The organism is Thalassolituus sp., from assembly GCF_984348125.1.
Genome location: NZ_CFHJLR010000015.1, coordinates 13,307 through 29,205, shown reverse-complemented (window position 1 = coordinate 29,205; position 15,899 = coordinate 13,307). Strand labels below are relative to the sequence as shown.

The following is a 15,899-nucleotide window of genomic DNA, read 5'->3' as shown; positions in this document are numbered from 1 at the left end:
ATGAGTATTGAAATCCGTCGTTTCCGTTCGGATCAGTCAGATTTTGCAGCACAGATGGATGAACTTCTCGCCTGGGAAGCTGTGTCTGATTCAGGCGTGCAGGAAGCCGTGACTAATATCGTCAATGATGTTCGCAGTCGCGGTGATGAAGCCCTGATTGAATACACCAACAAATTCGACCGCACCAGTGCCAGCACCATGGCTGACCTTGAACTGACTCAGGAGCAGTTGCAGGCGGCGTTAGACGGTCTCGACGAAAAGCAGCGCACGGCTCTGATCACAGCAGCCGACCGTGTGCGCGACTATCACGAAAAGCAGAAGCAGGATTCGTGGCAGTACACCGAAGCTGACGGCACTGTGCTGGGTCAAAAGGTCACACCGATGGATCGCGTTGGCATTTACGTGCCGGGCGGTAAGGCCGCTTATCCTTCCTCGGTATTGATGAATGCTATTCCTGCTCACGTCGCCGGCGTATCTGAAATCATCATGGTGGTACCGACCCCTGATGGTCAGCTTAATCAGCTGGTACTGGCCGCTGCGGCAGCCGCTGGTGTGTCACGGGTATTTACCGTGGGCGGTGCGCAGGCTGTCGCTGCACTCGCGTACGGCACTGAGACTGTTCCGGGCGTCGATAAAATTGTGGGCCCGGGGAACATCTTTGTGGCGACTGCCAAGCGTATGGTGTTTGGTCAGGTCGGCATTGATATGATCGCAGGCCCGTCTGAGATCCTTGTCGTGTGTGATGGTGATACCGATCCGGACTGGATTGCGATGGACCTGTTTTCACAGGCCGAGCACGATGAAGACGCACAGTCTATTCTGGTTGCGATGGATGAAAACTTCCTTGATCAGGTACAGGCCAGTATCGAAAAGCTGCTGCCAACCATGGAGCGCGAAGAGATTATCCGTAAGTCACTCAGTGACCGCGGCGCGATGATTCTTGCGTCGGGTAAAGAAGACGCATTGAACCTGATCAATCGGATTGCGCCGGAGCACCTTGAGCTGTCAGTCGAAGACCCGGATAGCTGGCTGCCGGGTATCCGCCACGCGGGCGCCATCTTTATGGGACGCTACACCGCGGAAGCCCTTGGCGACTACTGTGCCGGGCCAAACCACGTATTGCCGACATCAGGTACGGCACGCTTCTCATCACCGTTGGGTGTGTATGACTTCCAGAAGCGTTCATCGCTGGTGAAATTCTCTGCAGACGGTGCGTCTGAGATGGGGAAAGTGGCATCTGTGCTGGCGCGCGGGGAGTTTTTGACTGCTCACGCGAGATCGGCGGAGTATCGGATTAAAGACTGACGTTTTTTTTGCTTTGAAGAGCCCGGCGATGCCGGGCTTTTTTTTGTTTTGGCTTGCTGTTGATCCTCAAGGTTTATAGCTGCCTTCGGCAGGGAGGTTTTTTTGGCTGCCGCCGAGTTCCTATGCCCTTGTTGGGATTAGCTGCCTTCGGCAGGGAGACTTTTTTAGCTGCCGCCAAGTCGTAGTTTTTCTGCAAGGGGCGGGCCCCTTCCGATCCCCCTTTCCGGCGTGATGTCCTGATCCTTGTCTCTTGATACCGATTGAGGCACGCCTGCAGCGGCCATCCATGGCCGCGCGCAGGCTTAACCGGCGTCCTGCCGGTTAGCACCCATCGTTATCTACGATCCTGCGGGGTCATCACAAGCCGGGTTTCATCAGCGCTTCGCGGCGATGTCCTTTTTCATTTTGAAAGAGGGTTTTGAGGGGAGGTAATGCGCCTCTGGGGCCGCCGGTATTTACGCCAGCTTTGTAGGCAACGTGAGGCAGGATGCCGAGCGAGGCTCCATACGGGCATGGATGCCCGCCGGAGCCGGTTGCCGGAAAAGCCAGTAAATATCGGATATACGGCCCAGAAAGCGCGAAAGCAGGGGGATGGGCCGCCCGCCCGGGGGACAAGGTCCCCCAACAAGGGCATATAGACCCGGCGGCAGCTAGAAGTGACCTCCTGCCGAAGGCAGCTGTAAACCTTGAGGATCGGAAGGGGCCCGCCCCTTGCAGAAAAAACAAAGGCCTGGCGGCAGCCAAAGAAGCTCGCCCACCGCAGGTGGCCAATACCCTCGGCGGCGCCGATAAATGTATAATGCGCTCACTAAATTCTCTGATTCAGTCAAGGCCATCAATATGTCCGTCAACGCACTAGTTGAACAACTCATTCGCCCCGAAATCCGCGCCTTACAGGCGTACCCCGTCGGTAAGGCCGAGGGCATGATTAAGCTGGACGCTATGGAGAATCCATTTCGCTGGCCGGAGGATATGATCTCTGAGTGGCAGTCACTGCTCGCCGATTGCGCCCTCAACCGTTATCCAAACCCCGTCGCCCCGGAGGTTGTCGCAGGTCTGCGTGAGGCGATGCAGGTGCCGGATAAATATGAGGTGCTTTTGGGTAATGGCTCGGATGAAATTATTCAGCTACTGGCGATGGCGGTTGCTCAGCCGGAGGCTTGTGCTCTGGCGCCTGAACCCGGGTTTGTAATGTATAAGATGATCGCGACCTTTGTGGGTATTGATTATTGCGGTGTGCCATTAAACGATGATTTTTCTCTGAATCGGGATGCCATGCTGGCGGCGATTAACGAGAAAAAACCGGCGCTGATTTTTCTGGCACAACCTAATAATCCGACCGGTAATTTATGGGCAGAAGACGATCTGGTCGCCATTATTGAGGCGAGTAATACGGCGGATCATAAAGGTCTGGTCGTATTGGATGAAGCGTATCTACCCTTTTCCAGTCGCAATCATCTGAGCTGGCTGGACCGTTTTGATAACGTGCTGGTCATGCGCACGCTGTCGAAAGTCGGGCTGGCTGGTCTGCGTTTGGGCATGCTGTTTGGTCGTAAAGAGTGGTTGTCAGAGCTGGATAAAATTCGCATGCCTTACAACATTAATGTGCTCACGCAGGCGTCTGCGGCATTCGCATTAAAACATTACGATGTACTGATGCAGCAGTGTGATGTATTAAAATCAGAGCGTGAAAAAATGCACGGGAAGCTCTCAGAGCTTGGCTTTTCTGCGTTTGATTCAGAGGCGAATTTTATTCTGGCACGTGTGCCAGAGGGTAAAGTAGCCCGCAATATATTTGAGGCATTAAAGCAGGAAAATATTCTGATCAAGTGCACCGATGGTGCTCACCCATTGTTAGCGAAAACGCTACGTTTTACAGTGGGAGCGCCTGAAGAGAATATTGCGCTTTATGCTGCGCTCGAGAAAGTCCTGGCTGCTTGAGAAGGCAGCTTCAGGTTTACGCAAGATCAGTTTTCTGGCTGGTCTCTTAGACCAGCAAACGCTGTGGTCGACAGCTGCTCTCCACTGCGCAGAAATTCTACAGATATTTTATCGCCGGGCCTGAGGCTGGCAATCCGGTTCATGGCATCGACGGCGTTGTTCGCACTATCACCATTTAGACCGATGATAATATCACCCGCTGCCAGCCCAGCCTGTTCTGCTGGCCCTTCAGGAAATACACCCGTGACCAAAAGTCCGGTTAATTTCTCTGGAAGCTTCAGTGATTTGAGCAATTCTGGCGAAGCTTCCTGTACTTCAATGCCCAGCCAACCACGGATCGTTGTACCGTAACGTGCAATGTCAGCCATGGTTCTGTGGGCGATATCAGCAGGTATCGCAAAGCCTATGCCTTCACTGCCGCCAGACTGGGTGAAAATGGCGGTATTGATGCCAACGAGTTCGCCGTAGGCGTTGATCAGCGCGCCGCCCGAATTACCCGGGTTAATGGCTGCATCGGTCTGGATGTAGTCTTCGTAAGTGTTGAGCCCGAGGCGGTTACGGCCTTTGGCCGAGATGATCCCCATCGTAACTGTCTGGCCGACACCAAATGGGTTGCCGATAGCCAGTACAACGTCACCGACGTCATGACCATCAACGTTGGTAATGGTTGCCGGGGCAATATCGTCAGGAAGGTTGATCTGTAAAACCGCGAGGTCGGACTCAGGGTCGCTACCGACCAGTGTGGCTTCTTCATCCCTGCCATCGAACAGTGCAACCGTGATTTCATCCGCCCCTTCGATCACGTGGAAGTTGGTGATGATATGACCTTCATTGGACATAATCACGCCCGAGCCGAGGCTGCTTTGCATGCGGTCACTGGGTTGTTCTGATTCGCCGAAGAAGCGTCGTAGAGCTGGGTCATTCAATAGCGGATTTGTGCGTCGCTTCACGACCTTGCGGGTATAGATATTCACCACGGCAGGTGCGGCTGCATTAACGGCATCCGCATAACTTACCGGGCCCTGCATCGCTGGTACATTTGATGCGACATGTTGCTGCGGTTGTGGTTCCTGAACAGGAGTCGCGACCTGAGGCAATACCCACTCGGGTGCGATCAACAGTATCAGAGTGGCAATAAGGCCTCCGATGGCTGCAGGGAACAATATCCGCAATGCGAATGTCTGCGTTGGAGACATTTGTCAGCGCTCCGCAATCTCTCTAAGATCAATGAGCTGACATGTTACAAACTTTTGGATGGCACGACTATGGCGGTTACACGTAAAGAGCTTATTTCTCATCTTGATCATATTCTGCAAAGCCGCAAAATCCGCGACTATTGTCCGAACGGATTGCAGGTATCAGGTAACGAAACCATCCAGAAAGTCGTGACGGGAGTGACCGCAAATCAGGCCTTGATAGAAGCTGCTATCGCTGAAGAGGCAGATGCGATTTTTGTGCACCATGGCTACTTCTGGAAAGGTGAGGACGAATGCATTACTGGGATCAAGAAAGAGCGGATTAAAGCGCTTCTGCTTAATGATATAAACCTGATTGCTTACCACCTTCCGTTAGATATGCACCCGATATACGGCAATAACATTCAGCTTGCGGATGTTCTGGGGATTCAGGTCGACGGCCCTCTGGATGAGTCTGACCCATCCGTGCCGGGTAATATCGGTCGTTTGCCAAGACCGATGACGGGCGGTGAACTGAGTGCTTGGATTGCACAATGTCTGCAGAGAGAGCCTCTGCACATCGGAGAGTCTGGCGATACGATCGAAACGGTCGCCTGGTGTACTGGAGGCGCGCAAGGCTACCTTCAGAAGGCCATTGATGCGGGTGTTGATGCCTATATTACTGGTGAAGTGAATGAACCAGCGGTTCACCTGGCACGAGAAACAGGCACGCACTTTTTCAGTGCCGGACATCACGCAACTGAACGCTATGGCGCCAAAGCGGTGGGTGAGTATCTCGCCGATGAATTTGATCTGGATGTTGTATTTATCGATATCGATAACCCGGTTTAAATATCATCCAGCTTTTTATACAGTCGATTAACCGCGCAGTTTATTTAATAGCTGTACCGGTATGACCAGTATGACACCGATAGCAATACCAGTGATCAGGTTGACCGTCATCCCGGAGATCAGCTCAGCAGAGGGAATCGCCAGGTAAGACGCCGATTTAGCAATATCATGCGTAAAGTGTTCAATCGCGGGGATATGATGGGCAATAATACCACCCCCGACCAGAAACATGGCGATGGTGCCGGCAATTGAGAGAAAACGCATCAGGCGGGGCGCCAGTCCTAGTAAGAATCGTCCGAGGGTTTCTTTGAACATGCCCAGGCGGGCTTCTTTTTGTTCGGTTAGCCAGAGGCCAGCATCATCAAGCTTGACGATACCAGCGACCAGCCCATAGACACCGAAGGTAAATAGAATAGCGAGTAGTGACAACGCAATTATCTGTGTAAAGAGGGCAGCGCTGGCCATAGTGCCAAGAGAAATTACTATAATTTCTGCCGAAAGAATAAAGTCGGTCCGGATGGCGCCTTTAATCTTTTCTTTTTCAAACGCTACCATGTCCGTTTCCGGGTTGTTGATGGCTTCAACTCTTGCCTGATGTTCTTCCGCTTTTTTATGAAAGAATTTGTGCATCAGCTTTTCGACGCCTTCGTAGCACAAATAGGCTCCACCTATCATCAGAAGCCAGGCGATGGCCTGCGGTAAGAATGCACTGATCAGTAAGGCTGCAGGGACGAGAATAAGTTTGTTTAAAAGTGAGCCTTTGGTAACAGCCCATACGACGGGGAGTTCTCGCTCTGCACGAATACCTGTCACCTGCTGCGCATTCAGAGCTAAATCATCACCCAGAACGCCACTGGTTTTCTTCGCCGCAACTTTGGACATAACAGCAACATCGTCCAATACGGTAGCAATATCATCGAGTAACGCGAGTAGGCTGCCAGCGGCCATGGTTTTACTTCCTGTGTTTGGTAAAGGTCAGAATGCTAAGCCTAACATCAGACTGTTGTAGCGGATATCGAATGCTCGTCTTGTGTCGGAGAATACGTCGTTCAGTCGTTGATGATTGATTGATAGCATGAACTTAATGTCATCATCCAGAGGGTGATACAGGCTGATCCCAGCGTAATACCCCTGGCCGCGGTCACTGGCTGAGGCCTCACCTGATGGGTATACGTCATCAAAGTATTCTTTTACCGTTAGTTGGGTGTTATAGATCAGTCCGCCACCTTTCACATATAGCCTGGTTCTATTGTATTGAAAGGTCTCAACCTGCAAACCCAGCGCGACAATGTCAGAGGTCAGACTGTTTTTATACTCGCCTGCGATATCCCGCTGCTTATTTGTTTCGGATTCGCGGTGACGGGTGTAATCCACTTCAAGCTTGAGCCAGGAAAGAGCTGAATATTCCAAAGCCAGTCCATAATTTAAATTGGAATCAAACTCCGGCTGGTTCGAAGCGTTTATTGCACTGTCCGTCTCTATATCCGCTTGTGAGATACCGATGTGGGGTATTACAGACAAGCGGGATAACAGGCTGTTCTTGGTCGTAGGGTAAGGCTCGCTGTTCGCCAGAGAGCAGGTGAGAAGTAGAACTGCGAGACTGATGAGTTTCGTAGAAACGGAGAAAGGCTTCATGGACGATACTCCACCTGAAGGTTATCACTACGGCTACCGGTGATACTGCCGCCACTGAAATCTTCGCCGATCTGGCCCTGCCGCTGACGCACGAGTGACAGTTGAATGGTGCAGTAATCAAGTTCGAATTCATCGAAGTTGATTTCAGTCGGCTCATACAAACCCAGGGTCGCAGCACTGAGGGTGGCTTCGATAAAGAATTGAACAAAGCCTGTCACTACGTCTCCGAGATTCGCTGACGTTTCAAGCACACCCGTGGCGGGAATAATATCGCCAACGCGGATATCCTCCTGTTGATCGTCTTCAATCTGCGAAGTGTAAACCCAGCTAAGGTCATCACTATCGGTAGTGGATCGGCAGCGGTTGTAGGTCACTAGTTTGAAGTCATCGGCAGAGATACCTGTCCACTCGAGTGGAATAATATCGTCGCGGCTTGAATAGCTCAGGCCTGGCTGCGGTGCTGTGATTTCGACGGCAGCCGGTAACAGAAGAGTGGCTTCGAAGCCCTCGAACTCACCTGGGCCAGGGTCGACTAATATATCCTCTGTCGGATACCAGCGCTCCTGACGGGTTTCCTGAGGTCGGTGAACTATCGCTACCTTGATGGTATCTGTGTCTGGGTTCGGGATACCTATTTGTCCGGAGTAGAAATTGTCGCGTTCATCGATACCGGAAAGGATAGCCGCGACGCTCTCCGAGGTGACTTCCAGCAAATTGCCACCAACCATAGGGGCCGGTTGTCCTGAGTCGTAAACGGCTGCGGCGACACTGGCATCGGTATCGCCGTTCGTGAGACTAGCCTCGACAATAATGGCCACCCCGGTATCTGGTATCTCTATGTCAGGTACGGGTTCTGAGCAGCCGACGATGCAGGTGATTAGGCTTAACGCAGAGAGAGCTGGCGTGACGTTCACGTTCTATCTTCCATGAGCTTTATTATCCAGCATACAGCGCTGGTGCACTAATCAAAAACAAAAAAGCCCGCCATTAAAAAAGCCCACCATTGAGGTGGGCTTTGTTACTGCGGTAGCAGTGAATCACAGTACAGGATCAGAAGTAGAAGTCGATAGTGGCGTACAGGGCATCGAAATCACCAGGACCAGTAGGGTTACCATTTTCGTTAAAGTATTGGTCTTGTATGCGGCCATTACGATCAACGTATCCGTCTTGAGTCAGGTATTCGAGGTACATCCAGCCTGGCCCATAGTCATAGCTGAGGCCAGGTGCAAAGGCGCGAACGGTGTCGGCATCATTGCCATCCGTGTCAGGCTGGGCATAGGTGAGATCCGCATAAAAGGACCACTTTCCGGTATTCAAACCGGCCGAAAGTGCATAGCGATCGTTTTCAATAGTAACGTCTGCGACTTCATTCGGTAGGTTACGCTCGGTAGTGATGTAAGAGGCTTTTGCCCAGAGGCCACCCAGATTCAGGGTGTAATAAAGCGCTGCAGCATTGTGGTCACCGGAGACTTCACCGTCATCGCTGACCAGTTCCTGCAGGCCACCGCTTTGCGCAGAAACACCGACTTTAGAAATATCGTTGAGGGCATAGCTCAGATTACCGACAAAAGTCTGCACTTTGCGGTAAGTACTTTTACTGCCCCAGTGGCCATTGTCGTCCATGGTGTCGGTGCTGGTTGACCAGTCATCCGCAAGGTACAAGGCAGCGTCATAGTGCAGTGCGCCCAGTGTTTGGGATACTTTTACACCGACATCCATCTGATCGCCGTATCCTGCGAGCAGCATATCGCCTGGCCAGAAGTTGTAGGTTTTCCAGGCGAATGGCACCTGGCTTTTACCAATGGTGATCATAGGACCGTCTTCAAACTGGTAGCCAACCCAGGCTTTGTGAATTCCAAACTGGCTACCGGTGCTGTTGTTGTTTGCGTCTGTAAAACTGCCCGGACCAATGCGGGTCTCCGCAGAGTAAGTCCACGGGGTATCAGGCACATTGCCGTCGGCGTACAGAATCAGGGCTTCGCTGTCGATGACCCCCCAGGATTCCTGTTGTGCTTTATCATTCTGAGCGTACTGGTAGTTAAACCAAACTCCACCAGAGAGGTTAGGGCTCGCGTGTGCGGCGGTAGACAGTATCGCGGCTGCGGTCAGCGCTGATACCTTAAAGGCAACAGACTTCGTCATGGATAGCTCCTGGCTAGCTGTGTTTAAGATAGGTATTTATTAATTCCTGCTTTTTCAGATGCAGGACTTATACAAGTGTAGCAGTTTGTATAGAAAAATCAGTGTGGGAGGAGAGGACCGCCCGTTTTGTCCTGAAAAGATAGGGCGATCCGGAAAAGCTTATTTCAGGCGGGACACGCCAATCATAACCAGGGTCATTCCAACGACGGCTGCCCAGCCGAACGGTTCTCCCAGAAACAGGATGGCCATGATCGTCGTCATCACCGGGCCAATAGTGCCCGACACGCTGGCTTTGGCGGGGCCAATTCTTTTAATGGCCTCACTGACCATAAAAGAAGGAACAACCGTCGCGAGCAGTGCTAACAGCAGAGTGCCAGACCAGCGAGTTGCATCCATGTCTGGAAGGCTTATTCCTTCGGTGATGACGTAGTGAACCAGCGTAGCCAGTGTCGCAGAGGCCATCGACACGCAGGTGAAGAACAGGCTCCCTAACTCAGCAATACCGCGCTTACTGAACAGAATGAACAGCGAAAACGACAGCGCACTGCCAATAATCAGCAGGGTGCCTTTGGTGATATCCGCATTGCTTGTGCCCGGAGGGGCAATCTGAAGGTCATGTCCATACATGACTCCGAGCCCCGCGTACGTAAGCAGTAGCGCAGGAATCACCGAGCGGCTGACCTTTGCTCCAAAGAACAGAGCGCCAATGATGATCACCATGCTGGGATAGGCGTACAACATCAGGCGCTCTAGTTGGGCACTGACATATTCTAAACCCGATAAATCAAGCAGTGATGCAAGGTAATACCCCAGCAAACCGACAGCAGATGCTCTTAGTAAATTGGTACCACTCGGTTTGGACTCCATTCTGTTCCAGAGATAGAAGCCGATAATAAGATACACAGGGAAGGCGACCAACATGCGTAGCCCCATGAGCGGAAGCGCTGACATGCCAAGGCTGTAAAGCCACTTAATGATGATTGGCTTGGTGGAAAACAGAAACGCAGCTGTGAACGCCAGGGTTAAGCCGACTCTGAGATTTTTTTCCGCACTTGTGAGGCTGGCAGCCATCATTATTCATCCTATATGTCAGGTGGATCAGAGGCTGCGGAAGAAGAGAGAAATCGGGAAGAAGGTTTCTGCTGCTCTTCGCAGCCGAAACCGGTATGTGTGACTCAGAACCGGAGCGCTGCGCGAGTAGACGCCATCCACCACATCAGGGCAGACAGTCGGATATGCGCTAGAGCTTTCGGCTTGTTGATCATCGGACTTTTGAATCCAGAGTCTTTACATAACGAGAGCTCAAGTTAGCAGAGCTGACAGGTAAAGAAAAGCACTCCATTGATTTACCCTCGAGGTGCTTTCGGGTAAACTGCCCTCCCATCTTGAGAGAGTGGCCCAAGTGCGCTTCAAGCGCCGATTTCATCGGGATTCGTTGCATGAATTCAGTGGAAGCTGGCCCGCTCCGTAACAAATTTTTCATCTCTGCTCGCGGACCTTCTATGACACGTTTTATCTTTGTCACGGGTGGTGTTGTTTCTTCTTTGGGGAAAGGCATCGCTTCTGCATCTCTGGCTGCCATTTTGGAAGCCCGTGGCCTTAAGGTCACTATGCTCAAGCTTGATCCGTACATCAACGTTGATCCGGGTACCATGAGCCCGTTCCAGCACGGTGAGGTCTTCGTGACCGATGACGGCGCGGAAACCGACCTCGACCTCGGACATTATGAGCGTTTCATTCGCACGACCATGTCTCGTCGTAACAACTTCACCACTGGTCGTATCTACACCGACGTGTTGGCGAAAGAACGTCGTGGTGACTATCTAGGTGGTACTGTTCAGGTTATTCCTCATATCACTGACGAAATTAAGCGTCGTGTTCTGGAAGGTGGCGAAGGTTCTGACGTAGCGCTGGTTGAGATCGGTGGCACAGTGGGTGATATCGAATCCCAGCCATTCCTTGAAGCCGTGCGTCAGATGAAAGTCGAGCTGGGCTCAAAGCGCGCATTGTCTCTACACCTGACACTGGTGCCGTATATCGCGACTGCTGGTGAAACTAAGACCAAGCCAACTCAGCACTCTGTAAAAGAGATGCGCACCATTGGTCTGCAGCCAGATGTACTGATCTGCCGCTCAGATCACAAGATCGATGCTTCTTCATTGCGCAAGATTGCACTCTTCACCAACGTTGAAGAGCGTGCCGTTGTTCCTCTGGAAGATGCGGATACGATTTACAAGATTCCTCGTATGCTGCACGAAGCGGGCCTCGATGATCTGATCGTTGAGAAGTTCGACCTGTCATGCAAAGAAGCCGACCTGTCTGAATGGGATGACGTGGCAGACGCCAAGCTCAACCCAGAGAAAGAAGTGACGATCGCGATGGTCGGTAAGTACATGGACTTGCTGGATGCCTATAAGTCTCTGATCGAAGCGATTGATCATGCTGGCATTCACCACCGCGCCAAAGTGAACATCCGTTACATCGACGCCGAAGACGTTGAGCGTAAAGGTGTCGAGGTGCTCGCCGGGGTCGATGCCATCCTGGTTCCGGGTGGTTTTGGTAACCGTGGTGTGGAGGGCAAGATCCGCACGGTTCAGCACGCCCGTGAAAACAAAATTCCGTACCTGGGTATCTGTCTGGGTATGCAGGTCGCCGTGATTGAATTCGCACGTAATGTCGTGGGTTGGAAAGACGCGCAGTCGACCGAGTTTAGTCGCGATACCGAACACCCAGTAATTGGCCTGATCACCGAATGGCAGGATGCATCGGGTAATGTTGAAACCCGTGACGAGAACTCTGACCTCGGCGGTACCATGCGTCTTGGTGGTCAGGAATGTGTCCTGACCGAAGGTTCAACGACTGCTCAGGCATATGGCAGCGACGTCATCACCGAACGTCATCGTCATCGTTTCGAAGTGAACTCTTCACTGGTTCCAGAGCTTGAGAAAGCGGGCTTGCGTATTGCTGGTCGCTCTGTTGATGGCGAGCTGGTAGAAGTTGTGGAAGTACCAGATCACCCATGGTTTGTGGCGTGTCAGTTCCATCCGGAATTTACATCGACACCGCGCGACGGCCATGGCCTGTTCTCAGCCTTTATAAAAGCGGCTTTGAACAATAAATAAGTTTTAAATTTAAACCTTGTGATCGGCCTTCGCATAAACAGCGAAGGCCGCGTTAATTTCAGGAGATTGAAATGGCTAAAATCGTTGATATCAAAGCGCGCGAAGTGCTGGATTCACGTGGCAACCCAACCATCGAAGCAGACGTCACTCTGGAAGGTGGTTTCTTCGGTACAGCATGTGCTCCAAGCGGCGCATCTACCGGTACCCGCGAAGCACTGGAACTGCGTGATGGCGATAAAAGCCGTTACCTGGGCAAAGGCGTACTGAAAGCCGTTGCTAATGTAAACGACACCATCAAGCCAGCACTGATCGGTATGGACGCACTGGACCAGCGCGCCCTCGACAACAAAATGCTCGAGATCGACGGCACTGACAACAAAGCTAACATGGGTGCAAACGCCATCCTGGCTGTGTCACTGGCTGCTGCCAAAGCCGCTGCGGCTGCAAAAGGCGTTGAGCTGTACGAACACATCGCAGACATCAACGGCACCCCAGGCGTTTACTCTATGCCAGTACCAATGATGAACATCATCAACGGTGGTGAGCACGCAGACAACAACGTTGATATTCAGGAATTCATGGTACAGCCAGTTGGCGCACCTACTTTTGCTGAAGCACTGCGTTGTGGCGCAGAAATCTTCCACGCTCTGAAGAAAGTACTGTCTTCTCAGGGCCTGAACACTGCCGTTGGTGACGAAGGTGGTTTCGCACCAAACCTGGCGTCTAACGCCGATGCACTGGCTGCGATCAAAGAAGCCGTATCTAACGCTGGCTACGAGCTGGACAAGAACGTCACACTTGCTCTGGACTGTGCGTCTTCTGAATTCTACAAAGACGGCAAGTACGACCTGAAAGGCGAAGGCAAAGTATTCTCTGCTGAAGAATTCTCTGACTACCTGGCAGAACTGTGCGACCAGTACCCAATCGTGTCTATCGAAGACGGTCAGGACGAATCTGACTGGGCTGGCTGGAAATACCAGACTGAAAAACTGGGCGCTAAAGTACAGCTGGTAGGCGACGACCTGTTCGTAACCAACACCAAGATCCTGAAAGAAGGTATCGAAAAAGATATCGCCAACTCTATCCTGATCAAGTTCAACCAGATCGGCTCACTATCTGAAACTCTGGATGCGATCAAAATGGCGAAAGACGCAGGCTACACCGCTGTGATCTCTCACCGTTCAGGTGAAACTGAAGACGCGACCATCGCTGACCTGGCGGTAGGTACCGCAGCTGGCCAGATCAAAACTGGTTCACTGTGCCGTTCAGACCGCGTTGCTAAGTACAACCGTCTGCTGCGTATTGAAGAGCAGCTGGGTGCGAAAGCGCCGTATAAAGGCCGTTCTGAAATTAAGGGCCAGTAAAAAGCTAGTGCGCTCAGCCATCGCTCCTGACGCTTTTGCTACCTGCTGCGCTCGGATGGTCTTAAAAATCGCTACTGCGCTTGCAATGTGATTACCAGCTTGCGACACCGTTTATCGGTTGAGTGAGTTAAAAAACGCCGCTTTTTAGCGGCGTTTTTATTTTCTAAGTATCCATCGGAAAATCAGCGTTTCTCAAAGTGAGATTGTATTTTTTGGGGTAACCCTCAGTCGTATTTCGACTCGACCACTACTATCTTGCCTCACTTCCCCTCCAGCGCTACCCTCTGAGTAACACTGGAGAGTCTGATGTCCCCAACCGAATCTCATATCCTTGAATACTGCTCCAAGCGCCTGTCCGGCTTGCGTTTGCTGTACCTGTTCGGATCGCAGGCGAGTGGTGATGCCCGCCCTGACAGTGATTGGGATATCGCCTTTCTGGCGGGTGTTAATCTGGATAACGTCAGTCGTTGGCACATCGCCGAAGAGTTAGCTGCCGAGCTTGGCCAGGATGTTGATCTCGTTGACCTGAAGGAAGCGAGCACGGTACTCAAGATGCAGATAGTGATGAATGGACGTTTGCTCTTCGGAGAATCGCTGGAGGCGGATCTATTTGCAGCATCCACTATGACTCAGTATGGCCATCTTCAGGAATCCCGCGCTGACATCTTAAAGGCATATGAACGCAATGAATGACGTTATCTTGAATAAGCGTGCAACTGTCGAACGTTGTATTGCTCGTATTCGTGAAGAGTATGCGGATGAAGCAACTCTGCGAGGCAGCTTTACCAAGCAGGACTCAGTGATACTGAATCTTCAGCGAGCCTGTGAAGCTTGCATTGATGTTGCCAATACAGTGATTAAACATGGTCGCTTAGGTGTTCCACAATCGAGTCGCGACAGCTTCGCCTTGCTTGAAAAATAGGGCATTTATCGTCAGCAATATCGTTGAAAATGCAGAAAATGGTCGGGCTTCGCAATATTGCTGTTCATGATTATCAGAAGTTGAACCTGGATATCGTAATTTCCGTTCTTGATAATCATCTGACAGACTTTATTGATTTTCTCGATGAGGCTGACAAGGCTTTAAACAGGCTAAGTAATAGCTGATACCACCTGGGAGAAGTTTACGCCGTAACCACTTTATTCCGCCCGGTTTCCTTGGCTTCGTACAATGCTTTGTCTGCCGTTTTCAGCAGGTCGCTCATCGCTTCAACATCAGGGGAGGGGTAACAGGCGACGCCGAAGCTTGCGGTCACATCAATCTTCTGGCCCTCAACCTCTACATTCATATTACTGATCCTCTTGCGGATACGTTCAGCGATCAGCTTCGCTTGCAGAAGAGTTGTGCCGGGCAGAAGCACCGCAAACTCTTCACCGCCATAACGACCGACTTCATCATTTGGCCGGGCACTGTCCATCATCACTTTGGATGCGGCGACCAGCACCTCGTCACCGGCATGGTGTCCCCAGGTATCGTTGATCTGTTTAAAGTGATCAAGGTCGATCATGATGCATGACAGCGGGGGCATGGCGTCTGAAGCCCGGGCACGACGGATTTCTTCCTGTCCTCTGCTGATAAGAGAGTTGCGGTTTGAGAGTCGGGTCAGGCCGTCGATTGTCGACATTTCCAGATACAGGCTTTCACGTTCGGTCCAGCGCTTCATGGCCAGAATGCAGAGATAGATAAGCGGTGCAAGGATGACGGCGACGGTCATCCTTACCATCATCCAGCCCTCAAGAGGGCGACCATCCTCTGCGTAAGGTGATCGCTCAAGTAGCATGGCATAAGGAACGGCTTCGCTGTAATCGAGTGCCGACATCAGGATAAGAATGGGAACAACGATCCAGAAGCAAAACTTGATTTTATTCACATCGGCGAGTGTGCAGGTAATGATGACACCGAGAAATATAATCAGGAGGGCCTCAGACAAGTGAGTGCCCGTCAGGTATCCCGTGGTCATCACGGTAACCAGAAAACTACTTATGATGGCATTCTCAAACAGGGGCCAGTCATGTGTATACTTTCTTAGTTTTATAGCGGTAATTATGAAGCTTCCCATAACCGCAATATGCATCACATACAGAACACTGAGCATCATCACCAACGTCTGGTTCAACCACTCAGGGGCCAGGATATTGGTTGCCCACATACTGACACCAAAAGACAGTGGTGCGAGGAGCACCAGGCTTGCGAGAAGGATAAAACGGTCAATGGCTTTCCAATCCATGGGGTTAGAAATGGCAATCAGGCCGGGTTCCTTCAATGTATTCGAATCCGTAGTCATAGCGGTGTCTGTTATTCAGGTGACTTAATACTAGTCTAAGGCTTCCTGTTTGACCAAGTAACGAGGTCGGAAAGCACA

15 protein-coding genes are annotated in these 15,899 nt (G+C 51.6%); 8 read left to right on the top strand and 7 right to left on the bottom strand.

Features of this window, described 5'->3' with window-relative positions; genetic code table 11:
• Together hisD and hisC are read left to right on the top strand one after the other, a co-directional pair.
• Positions 1-1,305 carry a histidinol dehydrogenase gene (gene hisD / locus AC5E51_RS11545; protein WP_068437182.1) on the top strand — a complete coding sequence of 435 codons (1,305 nt, stop codon included), beginning with the start codon at positions 1-3 and terminating at the stop codon, positions 1,303-1,305.
• Positions 1,306-2,097: 792 nt separating this feature from the next.
• The gene (gene hisC, locus AC5E51_RS11540) at positions 2,098-3,246 is read left to right on the top strand and encodes a histidinol-phosphate transaminase (protein ID WP_297530662.1); all 1,149 of its coding nucleotides are present in this window, start codon (positions 2,098-2,100) and stop codon (positions 3,244-3,246) included.
• Between the two features lie 26 nt (positions 3,247-3,272).
• Here the strand turns inward: hisC and AC5E51_RS11535 are convergent, their stop codons facing one another.
• Positions 3,273-4,442, bottom strand: coding sequence for a trypsin-like peptidase domain-containing protein (locus AC5E51_RS11535; protein WP_301387633.1), 1,170 nt, complete (start codon positions 4,440-4,442; stop codon positions 3,273-3,275).
• Positions 4,443-4,511: 69 nt separating this feature from the next.
• Between AC5E51_RS11535 and AC5E51_RS11530 the strand changes: the two genes are divergently transcribed.
• Complete coding sequence (locus AC5E51_RS11530; RefSeq protein ID WP_301387634.1) at positions 4,512-5,273, top strand: Nif3-like dinuclear metal center hexameric protein; 762 nt, start codon at positions 4,512-4,514, stop codon at positions 5,271-5,273.
• A gap of 27 nt (positions 5,274-5,300) precedes the next feature.
• Here the strand turns inward: AC5E51_RS11530 and AC5E51_RS11525 are convergent, their stop codons facing one another.
• The 5 genes from AC5E51_RS11525 to AC5E51_RS11505 form a co-directional block, all read right to left on the bottom strand.
• Positions 5,301-6,221 carry a DUF808 domain-containing protein gene (locus AC5E51_RS11525; RefSeq protein WP_301387635.1) on the bottom strand — a complete coding sequence of 307 codons (921 nt, stop codon included), beginning with the start codon at positions 6,219-6,221 and terminating at the stop codon, positions 5,301-5,303.
• Between the two features lie 27 nt (positions 6,222-6,248).
• Entirely contained in the window at positions 6,249-6,908 is a 660-nt protein-coding gene (locus AC5E51_RS11520; RefSeq protein WP_301387636.1) for an outer membrane beta-barrel protein, read from the bottom strand.
• Positions 6,905-7,822 carry a hypothetical protein gene (locus AC5E51_RS11515; protein ID WP_491778613.1) on the bottom strand — a complete coding sequence of 306 codons (918 nt, stop codon included), beginning with the start codon at positions 7,820-7,822 and terminating at the stop codon, positions 6,905-6,907. The genes AC5E51_RS11520 and AC5E51_RS11515 overlap by 4 nt, the downstream gene beginning before the upstream one ends.
• 136 nt (positions 7,823-7,958) lie before the next feature.
• The gene (locus AC5E51_RS11510) at positions 7,959-9,050 is read right to left on the bottom strand and encodes a porin (protein ID WP_491778612.1); all 1,092 of its coding nucleotides are present in this window, start codon (positions 9,048-9,050) and stop codon (positions 7,959-7,961) included.
• Between the two features lie 159 nt (positions 9,051-9,209).
• Complete coding sequence (locus AC5E51_RS11505; protein WP_297530649.1) at positions 9,210-10,121, bottom strand: DMT family transporter; 912 nt, start codon at positions 10,119-10,121, stop codon at positions 9,210-9,212.
• A gap of 431 nt (positions 10,122-10,552) precedes the next feature.
• On the opposite strand from AC5E51_RS11505, the gene pyrG reads away from it, so the two are divergent.
• The 5 genes from pyrG to AC5E51_RS11480 all read left to right on the top strand — a co-directional run bounded on the left by pyrG (position 10,553) and on the right by AC5E51_RS11480 (position 14,643).
• Positions 10,553-12,172 (top strand): CTP synthase, encoded by a 1,620-nt coding sequence (pyrG, locus tag AC5E51_RS11500; protein WP_068437202.1) that lies wholly within the window; start codon positions 10,553-10,555, stop codon positions 12,170-12,172.
• Positions 12,173-12,243: 71 nt separating this feature from the next.
• Complete coding sequence (gene eno / locus AC5E51_RS11495; protein WP_488074465.1) at positions 12,244-13,536, top strand: phosphopyruvate hydratase; 1,293 nt, start codon at positions 12,244-12,246, stop codon at positions 13,534-13,536.
• Positions 13,537-13,842: 306 nt separating this feature from the next.
• Entirely contained in the window at positions 13,843-14,229 is a 387-nt protein-coding gene (gene mntA, locus AC5E51_RS11490) for a type VII toxin-antitoxin system MntA family adenylyltransferase antitoxin (RefSeq protein ID WP_068437208.1), read from the top strand.
• On the top strand, positions 14,222-14,458 hold the full coding sequence (gene hepT / locus AC5E51_RS11485) for a type VII toxin-antitoxin system HepT family RNase toxin (RefSeq protein ID WP_297530646.1): 237 nt from the start codon (positions 14,222-14,224) through the stop codon (positions 14,456-14,458). The genes mntA and hepT overlap by 8 nt, the downstream gene beginning before the upstream one ends.
• A gap of 29 nt (positions 14,459-14,487) precedes the next feature.
• Complete coding sequence (locus tag AC5E51_RS11480) at positions 14,488-14,643, top strand: HepT-like ribonuclease domain-containing protein (RefSeq protein WP_348655039.1); 156 nt, start codon at positions 14,488-14,490, stop codon at positions 14,641-14,643.
• 17 nt (positions 14,644-14,660) lie between these two features.
• On the opposite strand, the gene AC5E51_RS11475 is transcribed toward AC5E51_RS11480, so the two are convergent.
• On the bottom strand, positions 14,661-15,821 hold the full coding sequence (locus tag AC5E51_RS11475; protein ID WP_297530644.1) for a GGDEF domain-containing protein: 1,161 nt from the start codon (positions 15,819-15,821) through the stop codon (positions 14,661-14,663).
• Between the last annotated feature and the right edge of the window lie 78 nt (positions 15,822-15,899).

Bases quoted from the DNA above. Each gene is read 5' to 3' on its own strand.
- hepT (WP_297530646.1), top strand. From the start codon at position 14,222: ATGAATGACGTTATCTTGAATAAGCGTGCAACTGTCGAACGTTGTATT.
- hisD (WP_068437182.1), top strand. From the start codon at position 1: ATGAGTATTGAAATCCGTCGTTTCCGTTCGGATCAGTCAGATTTTGCA.
- AC5E51_RS11530 (WP_301387634.1), top strand. From the start codon at position 4,512: ATGGCGGTTACACGTAAAGAGCTTATTTCTCATCTTGATCATATTCTG.
- AC5E51_RS11475 (WP_297530644.1), bottom strand. From the start codon at position 15,821: ATGACTACGGATTCGAATACATTGAAGGAACCCGGCCTGATTGCCATT.
- AC5E51_RS11480 (WP_348655039.1), top strand. From the start codon at position 14,488: ATGCAGAAAATGGTCGGGCTTCGCAATATTGCTGTTCATGATTATCAG.
- AC5E51_RS11510 (WP_491778612.1), bottom strand. From the start codon at position 9,050: ATGACGAAGTCTGTTGCCTTTAAGGTATCAGCGCTGACCGCAGCCGCG.
- mntA (WP_068437208.1), top strand. From the start codon at position 13,843: ATGTCCCCAACCGAATCTCATATCCTTGAATACTGCTCCAAGCGCCTG.
- pyrG (WP_068437202.1), top strand. From the start codon at position 10,553: ATGACACGTTTTATCTTTGTCACGGGTGGTGTTGTTTCTTCTTTGGGG.
- hisC (WP_297530662.1), top strand. From the start codon at position 2,098: ATGTATAATGCGCTCACTAAATTCTCTGATTCAGTCAAGGCCATCAAT.
- AC5E51_RS11525 (WP_301387635.1), bottom strand. From the start codon at position 6,221: ATGGCCGCTGGCAGCCTACTCGCGTTACTCGATGATATTGCTACCGTA.
- AC5E51_RS11520 (WP_301387636.1), bottom strand. From the start codon at position 6,908: ATGAAGCCTTTCTCCGTTTCTACGAAACTCATCAGTCTCGCAGTTCTA.
- eno (WP_488074465.1), top strand. From the start codon at position 12,244: ATGGCTAAAATCGTTGATATCAAAGCGCGCGAAGTGCTGGATTCACGT.
- AC5E51_RS11505 (WP_297530649.1), bottom strand. From the start codon at position 10,121: ATGGCTGCCAGCCTCACAAGTGCGGAAAAAAATCTCAGAGTCGGCTTA.
- AC5E51_RS11535 (WP_301387633.1), bottom strand. From the start codon at position 4,442: ATGTCTCCAACGCAGACATTCGCATTGCGGATATTGTTCCCTGCAGCC.